Below are 18491 nucleotides of genomic sequence, written 5' to 3' on the forward strand. Positions count from 1 at the left end.
GAATGCTAGTTATTTAAAATAACATTCTGACCTTCCTTTAGACCGGTTCGGATTTCCACTTCCGTCGGTGTTACAAGCCCTTTCTCTACATCGACTTCCTTTCGACTTTCACCAACCAACACTTGAACGTAATCTCTGCCTAGGTAGCTCCGAAGACCTGTTCTTGGAATGACGATGACATCTTCTCTTTTCTCAACGATAATCGTTATGTCTCCGGATGCACCGATCACCGCTCCTTCGGTTCCATCGGGAACGCCAACAATGATCGTTTTAGCATTTCTTTCAGCTTGCGCTTTATTGTCGGTTGGAGGAGAACTTGAAGGCGTTCGCAGCACTTTACCTTGTATTTTATTTCCAGAGGATCCGATCTTCACTTCAACATCCATGCCAACTTCAATACCAGAGAGAGCACCTGTATCTGTAGATTCGTAAGATAGCTGCAGCTTTGTAGGATCAGCGAGGACTACAAGCGTACTGAAGGCATCCACGACAGCTCCCTGCTGTGCATCGGTTAAGTAAGTTACAACTCCCGCGGAATCGGCCGTCAGCATCGTCTTGTCCAGTTGGTCTTGGAGGGCTGCCAATTGAAGCTGCGCGGCTTCAACATCTATGGCTTTCAAACGATTCAGCAGCGCTTGGTCGGGATCAACCTGCCTCGTTTGCACGCTAGCAATCTGGGCCTTCTCCAGATTCAGTTTTTGGAGAGCAATCCGGGTTTCCAAATCGCCCTTTTCCAGTTCGGCAAGCACATCCCCAGGCTTAACAGTGTCGCCTAGTTTAACGCGCAATGCTGCTAACCGATGACCTGACTCTTTAAAATAATAGTTGGTCGTGCTGCTGGACTTAAAAGTCCCAACAACACTGACCTTCCTCGTTATACTGCCTTTCTTCACTTCGTAAAGGTCGAAATTTTCTTTCACCGGTTTGACTAAAGGCGGTTTAAGCGCTTCCTCTTCTTTGGGCAGCAGCGAGCAACCTGCTAATAAAAGCACTGCACTTGTTATTAGAACAAGCTGGGAAACGAATTTATTAACCTTCATCGACAATGGTACCATCCTCCAATGCATACACTTCATCTACAATTTCCATAATTGCGAGATCATGCGTGGTCAAAATAATAGTCATTCCTTCCTGTACCAAATCCTTGAACAGCTTAAGCACCTGGAGTCCCATTCTACTATCTAACTCAGCTGTAGGCTCATCTGCCAAAATTAACTTCGGCTTGTGCGCTATGGCCCTAGCAATCGCAACCCTCTGCTGTTCTCCGCCAGAAAGTTCGTAGGGACGATGCTTCATTCTCGGCTTCAATCCAACGAAATCTAATGCCTCTTCGGCCAAACGCTTGTATTGATTGGGGTGAATACCCGAAATGCGCAATCCAAACTCTACATTCTCGTAGGCGGACATATGAGGCACCAAGGCAAAGGATTGAAAAATAAGACCGATCTGCTTCCGCCTGACTTCATTGCGCTTGGACTCGGATAGACGGCTAATCTCCATCCCTTCTAAATAAACCGTACCTTCCGACGGATGGTCGAGCGCCCCTAATATATTAAGCAGCGTTGTTTTACCGGATCCGGATCTCCCGCGCAATGCGACTAATCTGCCTCTAGGAATACTTAAATCAGCTCCACGCAATGCGTGAACAGCTCCCGATCCTTTCCCAAAAACACGCGTAACGCCAATTGCTTGCACCATGGGTACTTGTTCTTCATACGTTTTCAAAGCTAGCACCTCTTTAGAATTGGAATCGAAATGACCAGGCATGGAAAGAGAAATACACCTCATTGGAAGCGCTTAAATGAATGAATTGAAGGGATGGAATAAAACACCTTTATTTTCAATACAAGATAGTTAACTTCATTATAAATCTATCTTTTGCCAAAAAGATACAAATAAAAAAGAGGATCAACATGTGATCCTCCCTGCTTGCTTCTATGCTTTTAAAAAGTGCTATAGCACTTTAGACAAAAATGATTTCGTGCGTTCCTGCTTGGCATTTTCAAAGATTTGCTCTGGCTTTCCTACTTCGACAATAACGCCTTGTTCCATGAACATTACGCGGTCGCCGACCTCGCGAGCGAAGCCCATCTCATGTGTGACGACAACCATGGTCATCCCTTCTTTGGCGAGCTGCTTCATGACAGCAAGCACTTCCCCAACCATCTCAGGATCAAGAGCTGATGTAGGCTCATCGAACAGCATAATCTTCGGCTCCATAGCAAGCGCCCGTGCAATAGCAACACGCTGCGCCTGACCGCCAGAAAGCGAGTCTGGAAGGGCATTGGCTTTATCCGCCAGCCCTACTTTATCAAGAAGCTCCAGCGCTTTCTTACGTGCTTTATCTTCCGGCCATTTTCTCACTTGAAGAGGTGCTAACATGATATTATCAATGACCTTCATATGCGGGAACAAATGAAATCGTTGGAAAACCATACCGAGTTCCATACGGATCTCATTGATCTTATTCATCGGATCCATAATCGATTTACCTTCAATCAAGATACTGCCGCTATCCGGCTGTTCAAGCAGGTTCAAACAACGTAGAAATGTCGATTTCCCTGATCCGGAAGGTCCTATCACAACAAGAACCTCTTGATTCTGAATGTCTGCACTAATATCTCGCAGGACGACATTATCCCCGAACGATTTTTTAAGATTTCTCACTTCAATCATAGCGGTCATAGCTCTACACTTTCCTTTCCAGATAAGCAAGCAGCTTGCTTAGAGAGTAAGTGAGAATGAAATAAATAAGAGCTGCTGTCAAATAAGGTTCCCATACTTTAAAATATTGGCTGCGCATCGCATTGGACCAATACATCAATTCTGGCGCTGCAATGACAGCGAACAGGGAAGAGTCCTTAATAAGCACGATAAATTCGTTCCCAAATGGAGGAATCATACGTTTAATCGCCTGAGGCAAAATAACCGATTTCATGGTTTGATAATGGGTCAAACCTAGCGAATGCGCGGCTTCTGTTTGGCCTTTATCGATGGATTGAATACCAGCTCTGAAAATCTCGGCCATGTAGCCTGCTGAATTCAGAGATAAAGCAACGATTGATGCGACAATCGCATTAGTCGTTCCTAAGAATAACGGAACAACCCCAAAGTGGACGAGTAATATTTGAACCAGCAACGGTGTGCCGCGGAAGAAGTTTACATAAATACTAGTTGGCCATCTTAGGTAGCCACGGTGAGACATTTTACCCAACCCAACAGCCAACCCTAAAACCGAGCCTAAGAGGATGGAAAGAATGGATATGCCAATGGTCCAAAGCGTACCCTTCAGTAATAAAGGTATATATTCAATAATGATGTCAAAACGAAAATCCATTCCACACTTCCTTTCTTAACTTATTCTGCCTTTACAGAACAAAAGCATGCGCAAGGTTGAAGTCACGCATGCTGTTGGCCTATTATTTTTGTTCAAGTAATTTCTTAGTATCTGGCTCTTGGCCGAACCATTTTTTGTACACTTTTGCATATGCACCATTCTCAATGATTTTCTTGATTGCTGGGTCTAGCTTCGCTTTAAGCTCGCTGCCTTTTGGAAGCAGAATACCGTAGTACTCAGACTCAAAGTTTTTCGGATCAGAAATCGTAGTGAATTTCTTATTCGGATTATTTTTCACATATTCACGAACTATCGCAATATCAGCAACAACTGCATCTACACCGTTATTTTCAAGCTCCATTAAAGCTAATGTGTTATTATCCAGTCGTTTTAAAGATGGGTTCTTCTCACCCATAATTTTGCTCATCAGCGTATCCGCCGTTGTAGAAATTTGAACAGCTACTTTCTTGTCTTTCAAGTCTGCTGCGCTTTTGATCGGGCTGCCTTCTTTAACAAGAATCATGTTCGTAGATTCAAAATAAGGGATGGAGTAATCGTAAGTTTGTTTACGCTCATCTGTAATTGATACGCTGGAAATTCCTCCTTGAAACTCTTTACCTTGCTTCACACTTGTTAGCATGGTATCCCAACCTGTATTCACTACCTCGTAGGAAAGACCTGCTTCCTTCATCGCTTCTGCAAGAAAATCGATATCAAAGCCTGTCATTTTATCTTTATCCATATATTCCATTGGTGCATAGGCAGCATCAGTAGCAAATTTGTACTTCGTACCACTAGCTCCCTTAGAACCACAACCTGCTAGAGCAACAACTAAAACTGCACTTAGTAATAAAAACATTATTTTTTTCAAAATTATTCCCCCGTTCTATGTAATGGACGAATCATATTTTAACACTTGGTCAATAAAATAACAACGCCTTTGTTAAGGAAATTTGTTAGAATTATATTGAAAATGACTCATTTTTCACATATTTAGATATATGCACAAAGGTATGAAAGCTGGTTGGTCATCATGCATGCTCAAATAAATAAAAACGCCGAGATCCTAAGATCCCCAGCGCTCTAATTTTATCATTCAAAATACCTTTACATCATTTTCAAAATGGCTTCCCTTCCTGTCATCCCAGCAACAATGCCCAAATCCTCTGCGGTGTGTGTTACCGATTCAAGCGGCGCTTCCAGAAGTTCCTCAATCGTGCGAACCCCCGTTGCCCGTGCCGCCACAATATTCCTGTCCCTTAAGCGTTCATTGAGCAGCGCAACATCGAGTGCGCCACACATAATGTAACCTTTGTCCGTAGTCACAACCAGCAGCGTTGTTTTCGGCAGTTTAACTTCTATAGCAATTGCTGTATGTCCTTCAAGGAGAATGGGTTCTACGCGCATCATGCTCTGCACAGTCCCTCTTCGCAGTCTTACGGTAGTATATGCGCGCTCGGCTAGTACGGTGTAAGAAAGGTTGAAAAATTTCAGGTGAATTCCCAGATTCATGTAAAAAGCAAGCTATTTTTGGGCATGATATCATGATATAGTAAGTGCAAGAGTAGTTTTTGGCCGCAAGGAGGCTTTATGAGTCAAGGGAAAGCAAACACAAGTCCGAATGGACATCTATTTACCGTCGAAATTTTGATTGAAGAGGCCACCAATGGCCTTGCCATGGAAAAGCTCCTTCATCTTCTGAATGTGGATACAGTCAAGGATTACCAGATCATTAAAGGCATTCAACTTGGCAAGTTGATTGAACTTAACACGAAAAATGAGAGCCCCCCTCCGTTACAACCAAGTAAAAAGACGGCTGCTGTCCCACCTTCAAAGGAAACAGTTCCGGCGAAAGCCACCACCAATAATGGAGCTTCAGATAAAATTATTGAGCAATTGGAAAGTTTCAAAGCGAATAATACGTTAATCCGTTTAACGGTGATCAAAGGACAAGGAATCAAGCTTAATCTTCCTTGTCGTATTTTGAATTTTGATAGCAGTAATCAAAATGTATCGGTGTATCATGTAGATGAGAAGAAGGTCTACTTATTCAAATTGAATGAAATTGATGATTATGTCGCATTTTAAACAAAAGCAAGAGGGTATCCTAGAATAAGGATACCCTCTTGCTTTTATTTGGCATGAACAGACGCAGCTGAAGCGTTCGGAATACCCGATTTTAGCATTTTTTCTAGTTCATTCGCACTTACGGGTGGACTAAACCAGTACCCCTGCACCTCATTACAGCGATTCTCATGCAGGAAATGCAGTTGATCTTCGGTTTCTACGCCTTCTGCAATGACCTTCAAGTTCAGATGGTGCGTCATCGCAATAATCGTGGCCACGATAGCCGCGTCATTCGGATCCACCATGATATCTCGAACAAAGGAACGATCAATCTTCAGCTTATCAATCGGAAATTTCTTTAAGTAGTACAGCGAGCTGTAGCCTGTTCCAAAATCATCAATGCTTACATTCACACCTAACTCCTTAAGCTCTAGCAAGGACTGAATGGCATGATCAACATCCATTGTCATGCTTTCGGTGATTTCAAGCTCCAAATACTGCGGATCAAGTCCTGTTTGTTCTAAAACATGTCTGATCTTGCCTTTAAGATTATGCTGGAAAAATTGCCGCATAGACAGATTCACAGATATCGGCATCATCGGATACCCTTGATTCTGCCATGCTTTATTTTGCTTACATGCAGCGCGCAGTACCCACTCACCGATCGGAACGATCAATCCGGACTCTTCAGCAAAGGGAATGAAATAGTTTGGGGAAATGAGGCCTTTCTCCGGATGATCCCACCGTATCAAAGCTTCAACACCGACAATACGCCCCGTCTCAATGTCGACCTGTGGTTGATAGTATAAGACGAACTCATCCCCGACAATCGCCCTGCGAAGCTCACTCTCCAGCTTGAGTCGATTTATTGAAACGGACTTCATGTCCGTATTGAAGATCTGAAAGTCGTTGCGCCCCTTCTCTTTGGCTCTGGCTAAAGCAATGTCTGCATATTTCATAAGTATATCCGCGTCATCGGCATCATCCGAGGATATCGCAACGCCGATACTAGCTGTTACATGTAATTCATATTGTTCTAAAAGAAACGGCTTTTCGAGGACACGATTAATCTCTGCTATAACCGCAATTACGTCATTAGAATCGGCTACGTTCGTATAGAAAAAGGCAAATTCATCGCCTTCGGTGCGGGCCAAATAATCATTGTCCGTTACACATCTCGTGAAACGCTCCGCCAGCTGCAGCAGCAGCATGTTTCCATAATCATACCCGAAGCTGTCATTGACCAGCTTGAAGCGATCGATGTCCAAATAGAAGACTGCTACCTTTTGGCCAATGGATTTGGAAATACTTAGCCGCTCATTCAAGTTATCTCTGAACATTCGCCTGTTTGGCAGACCTGTCATATCATCATAATAAGCCATATAGCGAACTTGTTCATCGCCGCGCTTACGTTCAGTGATATCCTGGCAAATCAGTATATTGCCTTTGGAATTAGGCTGCAAATCAACAGGAACAGCGGTAACGTTCAAATCCACTCGGTAGCCGCTTTTATGAATGACAGCTGTTTCGAAGGTAACAGGAGTCCCGCTTTTCACTTGTTCAAGCTGGCTGCTTGTCCGCTCCAACTGCTCTTGTGTAACAAAGCTGATAAATGGTTGATTAAGCAGCTCATCTACGGAGTAGCCTAGGATCGTTTCTGCGGCTAGATTAATCCGAATAAACTTGCCCGCTTGATCAAAAATTCCAATCGCATTCGGATTGTGCTCGAATAAGGAATCAAGCACATTCAAATAAGTGTGATCTCGCGACATGTCCTTTTTTAAGGATTGTGAACTTCCACCCTTTCTAAACAGCACGACTAACAGCAATAGTGAGGCAAGTAAACAAATCCATACAGCATACGGCTTTACGTAAAAGCTTACGAATATCGCGACTAACAAATATCCGCCAATATAGAGCCGGTTTTTCACAAATTAGCCTCCTCTTACTGCTCACTATAGGTAATAGGAAGCGTCACACTGACAACCGTTCCTTCTCCCACTTTACTCTCAACAACAAACTGGCCATGATGATCCTCAATGATTTTATTTGTAATCATGATGCCAAGCCCAGTCCCTTTTTCCTTCGTTGTATAGAAAGGCTCTCCAAGTCTAGCCAGTGCATCATGCGGTATCCCATGCCCTCTATCTTGGAACAATACTCGAACAGCCTTGTCTTTAATTGAACATAGTTGAATATCGATTTGTCCGCCATCTGGCATTGCTTCCATCGCATTTTTGAGCAAATTAATGAAGGCTTGCTTCATCTGATTTTCCTCACAAAGAACAAGCGGCAGATGATTCTCCATAACGACAGCGAATTGAATATTATTAATAATGGCCTGTGTTTCAAGCAAGGTCATAACACTTTGGATAATGTTCTCGATACATTTGGGCTGGTAGTGTATGAATTGCGGCTTAGCCAGAGCGAGCATTTCAGTCGTAATCAGCTCGATCCGTTCTAGTTCGGACATCATAATATCGTAGTATTCTTTCTTATTTGCAGCACCCTGCTGCAGAAATTGCATAAAGCCTTTGAGCGTTGTCAATGGATTACGAATTTCGTGAGCAACCCCAGCAGCAAGCTGCCCGATAAGGGACATCTTGTCTGACCTGTGGAGCAGCTCTTCTGTGCGCTGCCGCTCAGTAATATCAATGAATGATAGGACAACTCCTATGATTTGATCTTGATCCAAGATCGGAGAAGTCATATATTCAACCGGAAACGAGTCTCCATTTTTTTTGTAAAAGATCTCGTTTGAACACTCACAAACCCCTTCTAGCATCGTTCGATATAAAACTGTTTCATTCTTGATTTGCAAATCTTCATCAGATCCATAAGCACGTGTCAAAACGAGATATGGATTCTTTCCCGCCATTTCTTCATAGGTGTAACCCGTTAAGCACTCCGCCGCTTTATTCCAAAACGTAGTGCCAAAATGCTCATCGATGCCAAACAAGCCCTCTGAGACGGCATTTAGAATGAGTTGATTTTGGTTTTGATTCAGCAGGGATTGATAGCTGCGCATGCTTTCCTCAAGCTTTTGCTCCAAATGCTTTCTTTCTGATACATCTTGAATCTGAATCCATGCAAGGTTAGGACAGGCATCCGTATCACGAACAATGGAAACTTGAACCATCCCCCATATCATGGAGCCATCCTTGTGGACATAGCGATTCTCTTTTTGAGAAGATACCAGCTCGCCACGAAGGGTCTGTTTACATAGTTCTTCAAAGATTGCCACATCCTCAAGATGAGAAATCTCTTGAATAGGAAGACCAATCAATTCTTCCTCTGTGTAGCCTAACAGGCGGCAAAATGATGTATTCACCCTGAGTATCCTGCCGTCCAGACTAACGATTCCCATTGCGATGAGTGCGCAGCCAAACAATTGATGATACAGCTCATGGCTTGTGAGCAGCTTTAGTTCCGAAGCAATTGGCTTTCCCGTTTTTGATTGGTTCCCCATGAAATCAACCATGCGCTACATCCTCTCAATTAAGGAAGAATGATCGTATTCGTCATGGACTACTTTCTACATGATCCGCGCTTTTTCCTGCTAAGCAGACACAAAACAATGAAAAAAGAGTCAGATTCCCTGACTCTTTCCAATTTTTTATTTGTAAGCAGCTATGGCCAGAAGTATCCATCCAACCAAGAAACTCAGCCCGCCTAGCGGGGTAATGGGTCCAAAAACCTTGAGTCCAGTCAAACTCAGCGCATATAAACTTCCTGAGAATAGGATAATCCCAATAAAAATGGCCCACCCTGAGGCGTTCACCATAGAGCTATTTGCCAGTTTATCCGACAATAAAGCAATAAGGATGAGCGCTATAGCATGAATCATGTGATATTGTACACCAGTCTGAAACACATCGATCTTATCCGGAATTCTTTGTTTCAAGTAATGAGCCCCAAACGCGCCTAGTGCAACAGAAAGAAACGCATTCACACTGCCTAACAGTAAAAAAAGTTTCATCATTTTCGTCTTCTTTCCTTCCGTAACGATTGAATTTACTTACTCTACTTCGCCAATATCATGCTGTCCGACAATTAACCGCACGGGCTCCAAAAACACACGAGTTACCGAAGGCTTTTTGATAAGATCGAGTTCAATGTCTACAACCTTGTTACGAGCCGTTTTGCCTTCTCTTTTGTCATAAACAACATCAAATTGCTTCAGACCAAGCTGATAAATCACAACAGATGAACCAATGGATAAGGCATTTGTTTCAAAATCGCCATGGTCAAATAATACCTCTGACAAAATCTCTTCATTCATATCCACTATCGTAACATACTGGCAAAATTGGTAACGCATTAAGGATGTCCCCCTTTATAGATAAGTATGGTTACCCATTCGCTGAAAAATGTCGAAATTCCTGCTAATTTCATGATTCCCCTCTATGTTCATATAAAATTCAAACAAAAGATAACAACTGGGATTGTAAACATGCTAAATAAAGTTGAAGTAAAGACTGCCTGTGAAGAAAACTCCGGTTCATTCTCATATTCAATGGCCAGCAGCACGCTGCTTAGAGAGGTGGGCACAGCGCATGAGAGGATCAATGCTTTGGCCGTAATTCCTTCAATTCCGAGCAGCCAAACAACGAAAAATCCAAGCAGCGGTCCTATGGCAAGTCTTAATATATTTGAAACAAGCACATTGGAAAAATGAAATTCCCATTTCATGCCGCCAAGTTGCACTCCTAGGGTTAATAAGGCTGTCGCCATAAAGGCATTTGAAATATACTGCAGCGGAATATGAATCGATCCTGGAACAGGTAAATGGAAATATCGCAGCAGAAGCGCAATCGGAATGGCATAAATAACCGGTAAGGAAAGAATGGTCTTCATCGTTGCTTTCCAGGTCGATTTATGTGCATTTAAAGTATAGATGCCATATGTATTGGGAATTAGCGTTTGCATAATCATGATCACGATTTGGATAGATAAGGTATAAGCATTCCCAGCAAAAACAGTTTGATTCAGCGGCAGTGCGTAATTAGCGCTATTATAAAAAATCACGCTATTTCGCATGGCGATACGCATACCGCGCTTCATCTTTTTCAACCGAATGATAACCTCAATGCTGGCAAAAAGAAGACTAAAGAAAAGGACAAAAAACAAGAGAACCTGCAATAATACATGCAAGTTCATTTCGGACTCATACAGCTTAACAAAAACGAGCGCAGGAGAAAAAACGTAGAAATTAAGCTTCGACAATGTCTTAATATCGATTTGAAAAGCGCGGTACATCGCCGCGCCAATCGCGATCATTATACTAATAGGTACAATGTTATTCACTAAAATGTATATGAAATAACTCATTCCAGATCCTCAATTCAAAAAACCTATAGTCGTTCCTTAATCGAACGCATTTACGCTGCTAATAATACGTTTTAACTGTTCATTGAATTTGTAAATTTCTTCAGGAGATAGCCCGCTTGACGCAAGCAGCGACTGTGGTATACAAAGCGCCTTCTCGTAAAGGGCAAGACCCGCTTCTGTGATTTGAATATTCACGACACGTTCATCTTCCGAAGATCGTTTCCTTTGAACCAATTGCTGAGCTTCCATCCGCTTAAGCATAGGTGTCAAAGTCCCCGAATCAAGATCAAGCTTCTCGCTAAGCTCTTTGACCGTGCTTTCCTTTTGATCCCAAAGAACCAACAGTACCAAATATTGCGGATAGGTGATCCCCAAACCTTCTAGAAAAGGGCGATACATCCGAGTAATGGCTCTAGAACTTGCATATAGACTAAAGCACAGTTGATTTTCTAGCTTTAAAAATTCACTGCTGCTCATTGGATTGGTTTCCTTTCTGTTCAGTCATATTGTAAACAATCGATTTGTTTCAAATGTATATAAAATAAATCCCTCTGTCAAGAAAAATACTAATTGTATACGCCGTGAATTCGTGCTAGTCTATTTTCAAGAATCTACCAATAAAGGGGGTAATGACCTGTGAACTGGTTCCTTGCTCATGAGAAAGATCTCGCTGACGTATTTGCAGAGGCAGAACACATCATTAGCACATTTCCAACACCGTTAGATCACCTCGGACTTGCCTATCTAGCTACATTTGACGGGAGAAAAGAAGAAAGCACTAAAAATTATATCTGTTATCTTCTTCCATATTGGATGAAAGACATCAGTGAACTGCCTCCAGCTTCAATGAATAAACTCTCTTTAGCGAATGTATTCGTAATGCTCTACTATTTTATACAAGACGATATCATGGATTCGGCCAAGGGTGAGCATAAGGACAAGCTGCCGCTCGCCAATTTATTTCATATGCAGTTCCTATCCATTTATAGAGAAATGTTCCCTGCGGGGTCGCCTTTCTGGAGTTACTATGAGACGTATATCACAGAATGGTCTGAAGCTGTTTCCAATGAGCAGCAATCCGATTACTTCCATCAAGACATTGTCAAGGTCGCTAAGAAAGCAAGTCCAGTCAAAAATGCCAGCACCGGCGCTCTTCTATTAGCCAATCAAGATCACCTTATCCCTGTCGTCACTTCAGCTGTTGAACAAACGCTTATCACTTTACAAATGCTGGATGATTGGGCTGATTGGGAAGAAGATCTCGAAGAAGGATCTTACAACTGCTTATTAGCTTCGATGCATAAGCACTTACAGCTTTCAACGGATAGTACTATATTGCCTGAAATGGTGAAGCAGCAGCTGTATGTACATGACTTTCTGGATTTCTATGGGCAAATCGCTATTACTCATCATGAGCAATTACTAGACTTGCAGATTTCTATGACACAAATGATCAATTTCCATGATTCTCTTGTGCAAAACATACAAAAAGTCGCACTGGAAATCAAAGAAAATAGAAAAATGTTAACATTAGGTGGATTCTATTATTTCTTGTCGAAAACTAGTTAATTTTAATAGATTATTCTGAATATTCATGCTATAATTCATTTGCAGGTAAATTTACCCAATTGAGGAGTGATTAGTAATGTCGAACAATGGAATTTTAAAAGAGAAAATTATTCAAAAAGCTTGGGAAGATGAAGCATTCAAGAACCAACTTATTGCTAATCCCAAAGCCGCGCTAAAACAAGCATTTGGCATCACTCTTCCTGATGACATCAAAGTTAAAGCCGTAGAAGAAACTTCAACTGAGTTTGTTCTCGTCATTCCTACGAATCCTGCAAAAGTATTAGTTACTACGAATGCCGTTGAAAGTATCTGGTAAAACAAAACATAAAAGAGGTGCCACGTAATTACGCGTAGCACCTTTTCTTTATTTTACAGCTATGGATGGAAACCTAAGGACTACCTCAGTACCAATGTATTTTTGACTTTTAAATTCAATGTGCCCCTTCATAATTTCAATAATTCGGAAAGTAACCATGAGTCCTAGTCCGGTCCCCTTCGTTTTGGTAGAATAGTATGGCTCTCCTAATTTAGTTAACTGCGCAGCTTCAATTCCCTCTCCATTGTCTTTGATATGAATGTTGACCTCTCCATCTTTCTCATATGCCCATATATGAATCTGACCATCAACCTGAAAGGCTTCGATACTATTTTTTATAATATTAATAAGCACTTGTTTCAATTTAGATGAGTTCCCTTGTATAAACAAATCATTAGGAATACTAACCGTAATCCGCCCACCGTGTAATGTGGCCAATGGCACAATAATACCTTCAATTTGACTGATTTCCTTCGAAACATTTAAGTCAACGAGTTCATCCAGCTGTGGCTTTGCAAATGTCAGGAAGTCCGTAATGATTAGCGAAGCTCGATCTAATTCTTCTATGGCTATTCCCATATATTCTTTGTTCTTATCATCTGTTCTAGCTGCGACAAGCTGTAAAAATCCTCTTGTTACTTGCGAGGCCACTGAAAAAGTAAAACCAAACAAAGGTGTAGTATTCTCGCGAAAAATGTGAGGAGACTGCACCTTTTTCTTGTATACTTTTATTATCATTGGAATAAGGGTGAGTCGAGTGATCCAAAAACAACAAACTTTGCTGTTAAGTCCTTATGTTGAACTCTATAATTTGATTGTGCCTAAGGATAATTTGCTTCGACAAATAAATGAACTCGTGGATTTTACATTCATATACGAAGAACTTCAGGTAAATTACTGTCTCGATAATGGTCGTAATGCCATTGATCCAATCCGAATGTTTAAATACTTGTTGTTGAAAGCTATTTTCGATTTGTCCGATGTGGACATTGTTGACCGTTCTCGTTACGATATGTCCTTCAAATATTTTCTTGGAATGGCGCCAGAAGACCCTGTTATGGATCCTAGTTCCTTGACCAAATTTCGCAAACTTCGTTTGAAAGACATGAATTTGCTGGATTTGCTCATTCAGAAAACTGTGCAACTTGCCACCGAAAAGGGAATTATTAAGAGCAAGGCTATTATTGTTGATGCCACCCACACCAAAGCGCGTTACAACCAGAAGTCTCCTCAAGAAATCTTGCAGGATCGGGCACGTAAGGTGCGCAAAGCTCTCTATATGATAGATGAAAGCTTAAAGGGCAAGCTCCCAGCCAAAAATACCAATGCAGATTTGAAAGATGAGATCAGTTATTGCCAAAAACTCATACATACCGTAGAAAATGAGCTAGGTATTGCTTTAGTGCCCAAACTTCAAGAGACCCTCAACATGTTGAAGGAAACCGTTCTAGATGATGTAGAGCAGCTTCGAATTTCAGAAGATGTTGACGCACGGGTTGGGCACAAGAGTGCGGACTCCGCTTTTTTTGGGTACAAGACACATCTGGCCATGACCGAGGAACGAATTATTACAGCAGCCATCGTTACAACAGGTGAAAAGAACGACGGTAAGCAACTACAAGAACTCATTGAAAAAAGTAAAGTGGCAGGCATGGATGTCCGAACAGTGATCGGCGACATGGCGTACTCGGAGAAGGACAATCTCATCTACAGCAATACAAACCATATTGAATTAATAGCCAAACTGAATCCCGTGGTTACCCAGGGAAACCGGAAAAAAGAAGAGGAGTTTGAGTTTAACAAAGACGCAGGTTTGTATGTTTGCAAAGCAGGTCATTTGGCGACGCGAAAAGCGAGGCAGGGGAAAAAAGGTGTCAGCAAGAACCAAGTGACTACCTATTATTTTGATGTGTCGAAATGTAAGCGATGTCCTCTTCGGGAAGGGTGTTACAAGGAAGGAGCCAAGTCAAAGAGCTACTCCGTCAGCATAAAGTCCGACGAACATTCCGACCAAATGGCATTTCAAGAGAGTGAAGATTTCAAAGCGAAGTCGAAAGAACGCTACAAAATTGAAGCGAAGAACAGTGAATTGAAGCACAGACACGGGTATGATGTAGCCACTTCCGCGGGTCTATTAGGTATGGAACTTCAGGGAGCAATGGCGATTTTTGCGGTGAATCTAAAACGAATCTTGAAGCTAAATGATTAAAATTGAAAGTCCCAAAAGGCCAAAAACAGCGAAAGAAGACATCGACCACTTAGGAGGATGTCTTCTTTTTTCTGTAAATGAACCACCAATTAAACTAAAAGGCTAGTTCTTCAGTGGCCTCGTTACTTGCAAAGGGTTTCTTACCTCATGAGCGACAGATGCCGCCAACGAGCTTATCATTTCCATCTTATCTGAGAGCTGAAGTTGATGGTTATAAAATTCCAATTCCTTGGAATAGTTGATCATATGCTCCTGGTTGATGGCAAAGCGTCTACCTAATATAACAATGAGGGCTATTATAAATCCTACTACGCCCCATTTCCACAAGAAAAATTGATATTTTTGAGAACTAGCATAGTAGAATATTAAATCTAGGACACTCATTAAAGCCAGCATGGCAAAACCGGATGAAAAAATGACTGCTTCCTTGTTCCCTCTTTTCACGAATACAATGGATAATCCAATAATTAAAATGAATTGAATAATCATAATAGACCCCAAAACTGTAACAGACGCAAAGAAATACGCTTTGATAAATCGATAATCGTTGAGTTGATTAATAAACATAAAGGCAATTGAAATAGCGGAATAAATAATCTGGAATTTCCTAAATGCCCTGATCCACTTAAAATTCCCGTTATCAAATATTTTTTCAAAGAAATAGGTGAGTGTTGGTAAAAAAACAGCAAGTGAAATATCAAATAAATCAAGAAATAGGTCACCATACTTCATGAAATTTGCGTACATGAAAGGTGAATATGTAATAAAAATTGTTCCTAACGCTAAAATAAGTAAACTAAGTGAAATCCAGCTTGCAAGTTGAATTTGCTTCAAAAAGAAAGAACATATCAGCATAATCGCCGCAATAAAAAGAAATGCACAGCCTAGAATGATGTTCTGCAAATCCCGAAATATAAATGATCGAGTCAAAGCTGAATAATGATCCAGTTTAATTTCTGAACGTAAACCCAAGCGATCCATCGATGTCCCCAGCTTTAGATATACGAACTCCCCCCCATCTTCACTACCTACAGGAAATAAGCTTCTCTGTTCATCAGTTGGAAAATCAAAATTTATTTCTCGAACTAATCGATCACCAATATATACCCAGAGTTGCTGGGCATATATTTGTTCAATGTAAATGCCATAGTCTTTGGGTACATGAGTCGGAAGCTGAAATCGAACCCATGCCGAAGAAATATCTTTCGGTTTCTCGGGAGGCATGTCGCCATTCCTGACTGTTATCCATTTATATGTAGGTGAGGGAATCACAACATTATCATTTCCTTCAGCTGAATCACTCCACAATATACTCCACACTGGAATCGGTTTCAAATCTGCTTGCTCATCGGCATAAGTATGGGAAGACATGAAGCCACAACAAATAATCATAACCAACATCGTTTTCCAGAATACTCGAGATATCCGTTTCATTCATTTTCCTCCCCCGAAGAAAACTGTAAGTAATTAACAATATAATAAATTCGACAGGTTTCTTTTCATTCCCTTTTTATTTCATGGTAAACATTTGAAAAACAAAACATAAACAACCCCCTGTGTAATAACATCAGGGGGTGCTGCTAATTGTATAAATTTTTACATTTATAATGTGGTAAACAATTGACTCCTTGCAGGCACAGTTTCAGCAACAATGCGGCCTCGGCTCACCACATACCGACAACTAGGCTGCTCGCGAACAAGATCCATAGCATCATTTCCAGGCAGCATAATGAAGCTGGCGGGCTGGCCAAGCTTGAGCCCGTATTCCTTGAGATGCAAGGTGTTCGCTGCACGTGTCGTGATCATACGCACAAGCTCCGCCACTTCTTCGCGCCCCGTCATATGTGCTAAATGAGCAGCGATATGAGCTGCTTGCAGCATATTCCCTGTACCCAGCGGATAGAACGGCGTCTGAATATCATCATGCGCGATGCTTACATTAACGCCAGCCGACCATAAATCCTTTATCCGGGTAATGCCTCTACCTTTGGGATATCCGTCGTATCTGCCCTGCATGGCACTATTGATAAGCGGACAACAAACAACATTCACACCCGAACGCGCCAGCAGTCCCTGCACCTTCTGGAAATAAGCTTCACTATAATAGGCTGCTGCGTTCGCATGCGCAGCTGTTACTCGCTCGCGCAGTCCAGAACGAATCGCGAGATAGGCCACGTTTTCTAAGAACTTGGAGTGAGCATCGTCCATCTCATCGCAAAAAACATGGACGAAGCAGCCGTGCTTTTCGGCTAGATTGAAGCAAATTTCCAGCGAAGCCAAACCTTCCTCACGCGTAGGCTCAAGATGCGGAATCGCTCCTATTCCATCAGCGCCAAGCTCAAGCGCTTGCTCCAGCCGGCGCTCATTATCGGGACACGCGCGAATGCCATCTTGAGGAAACGCGATAACTTGCAGGTTCATGTATGGTTTAATGCGCTCGCGCAAAGCTAGAAGTGCACGTAGTGCAGTCAGATTCGGATCTGAGATATCTGCTTGTGTTCGCACGTGAAGGATACCGGCAGCCATCTGCATCCGAAGCACCTTCTCTGCTCGTTCCGTGACGTCTTCGTAGGTGAGTGCTTGTTTCCGCTTTTGCCATAATCCGATGCCTTCGAATAGGGTCCCGCTCTCATTCCATGCTGGCTCCCCCGCCGTTAGGACGGTGTCCAAATGAATATGGGACTCCACAAACGGAGGGAGCAGCAGATGACCAATGCCATCGATTTCGCGTTCCCCTTGCTCGTTAATATGTCCAAGCATGGCGATTTCACCGTTTTTTACACCGATATCTACAGGACCGAGGTCCTCTGAATGTCCAAGCCTACGCACATTACGAAATACAATATCCAGCAGCTAACTCACCCTCTTTACCTTGGTGCCGTTTAGTTATCCTTTTTCATCTCTGATTCATGCCACGAACTAAGCAACCATTTGGCAAAAGCATTGACTAATAGGAAGAAAATAATGCCTAGCGCTGATGCTGAAAGTCCACAAGCGAATAAGTAAGGTGTTTTTAAGCGAGCAGCGGCATATGTTATTGCATAACCAAGTCCGCCTTGACCACCGCCGATACCGGCAATGTATTCACCGACAATAGCCCCGACTACGGATAAAGTACAAGAGATTTTCAGACCTGCTACGATATAAGGCAGGGCAGCTGGTATGCGCAGCCTCCACATCGTTTGAATCGGATTCGCATTGTATAAATAAAACAGGTTGCTCATATTTTGATCCGTGGAATTTAGACCGATTAACGTATTCGAAAGCATGGGGAAAAATCCGATTAAGAATGTAATAATGACGATCGCATTCACACCCGCATCGAACCATATCACAATGAGAGGGGCAATGGCGACAATTGGAATCGTTTGTAAAATAATCGCATAAGGATATACACTCTTCTCGATCCATTTGGAGCTTGCCAATAGAATGGCGCCTGTGACGCCTAATATAATACTGAGGAAAAATCCAAGCACAGCTTCCAGCGTCGTCGTCCTAACGGATACCCAAAGTGAATGTCTGTTCTCTACGGCCGCTGCGACGATATCGGAAGGCTTAGGCACCAGATAAACAGGTGCTTTCACTAAATAAGCGATGAGTTCCCAGCCTCCAATGATAACAACAAAAGCAACCAGCGGTGGCAAAAGATGTTTAAGCAGCAT

General features: G+C 42.2%; 19 protein-coding genes and 1 pseudogene. 4 read left to right on the plus strand and 16 right to left on the minus strand.

Translation table 11 applies throughout. The features are described 5' to 3' along the window. Positions 1 to 5 precede the first annotated feature (5 nt). From ACBP55_RS29935 to ACBP55_RS29960, 6 genes are all read right to left on the minus strand, one after another. Entirely contained in the window at positions 6 to 1040 is a 1035-nt protein-coding gene (locus ACBP55_RS29935) for an efflux RND transporter periplasmic adaptor subunit (protein WP_464653444.1), read from the minus strand. Then, complete coding sequence (locus tag ACBP55_RS29940; protein ID WP_173187405.1) at positions 1030 to 1698, minus strand: ABC transporter ATP-binding protein; 669 nt, start codon at positions 1696 to 1698, stop codon at positions 1030 to 1032. The genes ACBP55_RS29935 and ACBP55_RS29940 overlap by 11 nt, the downstream gene beginning before the upstream one ends. Positions 1699 to 1953: 255 nt before the next feature. Then, complete coding sequence (locus ACBP55_RS29945; protein WP_029194408.1) at positions 1954 to 2676, minus strand: amino acid ABC transporter ATP-binding protein; 723 nt, start codon at positions 2674 to 2676, stop codon at positions 1954 to 1956. A 13-nt stretch (positions 2677 to 2689) separates the two neighbouring features. Further along, positions 2690 to 3337 carry an amino acid ABC transporter permease gene (locus tag ACBP55_RS29950; RefSeq protein WP_464646860.1) on the minus strand — a complete coding sequence of 216 codons (648 nt, stop codon included), beginning with the start codon at positions 3335 to 3337 and terminating at the stop codon, positions 2690 to 2692. 82 nt (positions 3338 to 3419) lie between these two features. Then, the gene (locus ACBP55_RS29955) at positions 3420 to 4208 is read right to left on the minus strand and encodes a transporter substrate-binding domain-containing protein (protein WP_464646861.1); all 789 of its coding nucleotides are present in this window, start codon (positions 4206 to 4208) and stop codon (positions 3420 to 3422) included. Between the two features lie 236 nt (positions 4209 to 4444). Then, positions 4445 to 4747, minus strand: coding sequence for a YunC family protein (locus tag ACBP55_RS29960; protein WP_029194411.1), 303 nt, complete (start codon positions 4745 to 4747; stop codon positions 4445 to 4447). Between the two features lie 180 nt (positions 4748 to 4927). Here ACBP55_RS29960 and ACBP55_RS29965 point away from each other — a divergent pair, with 180 nt between their 5' ends. Next, entirely contained in the window at positions 4928 to 5425 is a 498-nt protein-coding gene (locus ACBP55_RS29965) for a hypothetical protein (protein ID WP_464646862.1), read from the plus strand. Between the two features lie 44 nt (positions 5426 to 5469). Here the strand turns inward: ACBP55_RS29965 and ACBP55_RS29970 are convergent, their stop codons facing one another. The 6 genes from ACBP55_RS29970 to ACBP55_RS29995 form a co-directional block, all read right to left on the minus strand. Then, entirely contained in the window at positions 5470 to 7335 is a 1866-nt protein-coding gene (locus ACBP55_RS29970; protein ID WP_464646863.1) for a sensor domain-containing protein, read from the minus strand. Between the two features lie 14 nt (positions 7336 to 7349). Further along, positions 7350 to 8885 (minus strand): PAS domain-containing sensor histidine kinase, encoded by a 1536-nt coding sequence (locus ACBP55_RS29975; RefSeq protein WP_464646864.1) that lies wholly within the window; start codon positions 8883 to 8885, stop codon positions 7350 to 7352. Positions 8886 to 9020: 135 nt separating this feature from the next. Further along, entirely contained in the window at positions 9021 to 9383 is a 363-nt protein-coding gene (locus ACBP55_RS29980; protein WP_029194414.1) for a DUF423 domain-containing protein, read from the minus strand. A gap of 39 nt (positions 9384 to 9422) precedes the next feature. Beyond that, positions 9423 to 9725, minus strand: a complete 303-nt coding sequence (locus ACBP55_RS29985) for a hypothetical protein (RefSeq protein ID WP_464646865.1) — start codon at positions 9723 to 9725, stop codon at positions 9423 to 9425. A gap of 89 nt (positions 9726 to 9814) precedes the next feature. Next, on the minus strand, positions 9815 to 10735 hold the full coding sequence (locus tag ACBP55_RS29990; protein WP_464646866.1) for an AEC family transporter: 921 nt from the start codon (positions 10733 to 10735) through the stop codon (positions 9815 to 9817). Positions 10736 to 10771: 36 nt separating this feature from the next. After that, a complete protein-coding gene (locus tag ACBP55_RS29995) occupies positions 10772 to 11212 on the minus strand; it encodes a MarR family winged helix-turn-helix transcriptional regulator (RefSeq protein WP_029194417.1) in 441 nt (146 codons plus the stop codon). Between the two features lie 159 nt (positions 11213 to 11371). On the opposite strand from ACBP55_RS29995, the gene ACBP55_RS30000 reads away from it, so the two are divergent. Both ACBP55_RS30000 and ACBP55_RS30005 read left to right on the plus strand, forming a co-directional pair. Further along, complete coding sequence (locus ACBP55_RS30000) at positions 11372 to 12304, plus strand: hypothetical protein (protein WP_464646867.1); 933 nt, start codon at positions 11372 to 11374, stop codon at positions 12302 to 12304. Between the two features lie 76 nt (positions 12305 to 12380). Then, positions 12381 to 12620: an NHLP leader peptide family RiPP precursor gene (locus ACBP55_RS30005; protein WP_261302164.1), complete on the plus strand. Its 240-nt coding sequence runs from the start codon at positions 12381 to 12383 to the stop codon at positions 12618 to 12620. A gap of 48 nt (positions 12621 to 12668) precedes the next feature. Here the strand turns inward: ACBP55_RS30005 and ACBP55_RS30010 are convergent. Beyond that, positions 12669 to 13262 (minus strand): annotated as a pseudogene (locus ACBP55_RS30010) (ATP-binding protein); the annotation flags it as partial. A gap of 115 nt (positions 13263 to 13377) precedes the next feature. Between ACBP55_RS30010 and ACBP55_RS30015 the strand changes: the two are divergent. Then, positions 13378 to 14829, plus strand: a complete 1452-nt coding sequence (locus ACBP55_RS30015; RefSeq protein WP_464644886.1) for an IS1182 family transposase — start codon at positions 13378 to 13380, stop codon at positions 14827 to 14829. A gap of 102 nt (positions 14830 to 14931) precedes the next feature. Here ACBP55_RS30015 and ACBP55_RS30020 read toward each other — a convergent pair whose 3' ends face one another. From ACBP55_RS30020 to ACBP55_RS30030, 3 genes are all read right to left on the minus strand, one after another. Continuing rightward, on the minus strand, positions 14932 to 16263 hold the full coding sequence (locus ACBP55_RS30020; protein WP_464646870.1) for a hypothetical protein: 1332 nt from the start codon (positions 16261 to 16263) through the stop codon (positions 14932 to 14934). A 168-nt stretch (positions 16264 to 16431) separates the two neighbouring features. Continuing rightward, positions 16432 to 17658 carry an amidohydrolase family protein gene (locus tag ACBP55_RS30025; RefSeq protein ID WP_464646872.1) on the minus strand — a complete coding sequence of 409 codons (1227 nt, stop codon included), beginning with the start codon at positions 17656 to 17658 and terminating at the stop codon, positions 16432 to 16434. A gap of 53 nt (positions 17659 to 17711) precedes the next feature. After that, positions 17712 to 18491 carry an ABC transporter permease gene (locus tag ACBP55_RS30030; RefSeq protein ID WP_464653446.1) on the minus strand — a complete coding sequence of 260 codons (780 nt, stop codon included), beginning with the start codon at positions 18489 to 18491 and terminating at the stop codon, positions 17712 to 17714.

This window comes from Paenibacillus sp. WG02 (assembly GCF_055396115.1).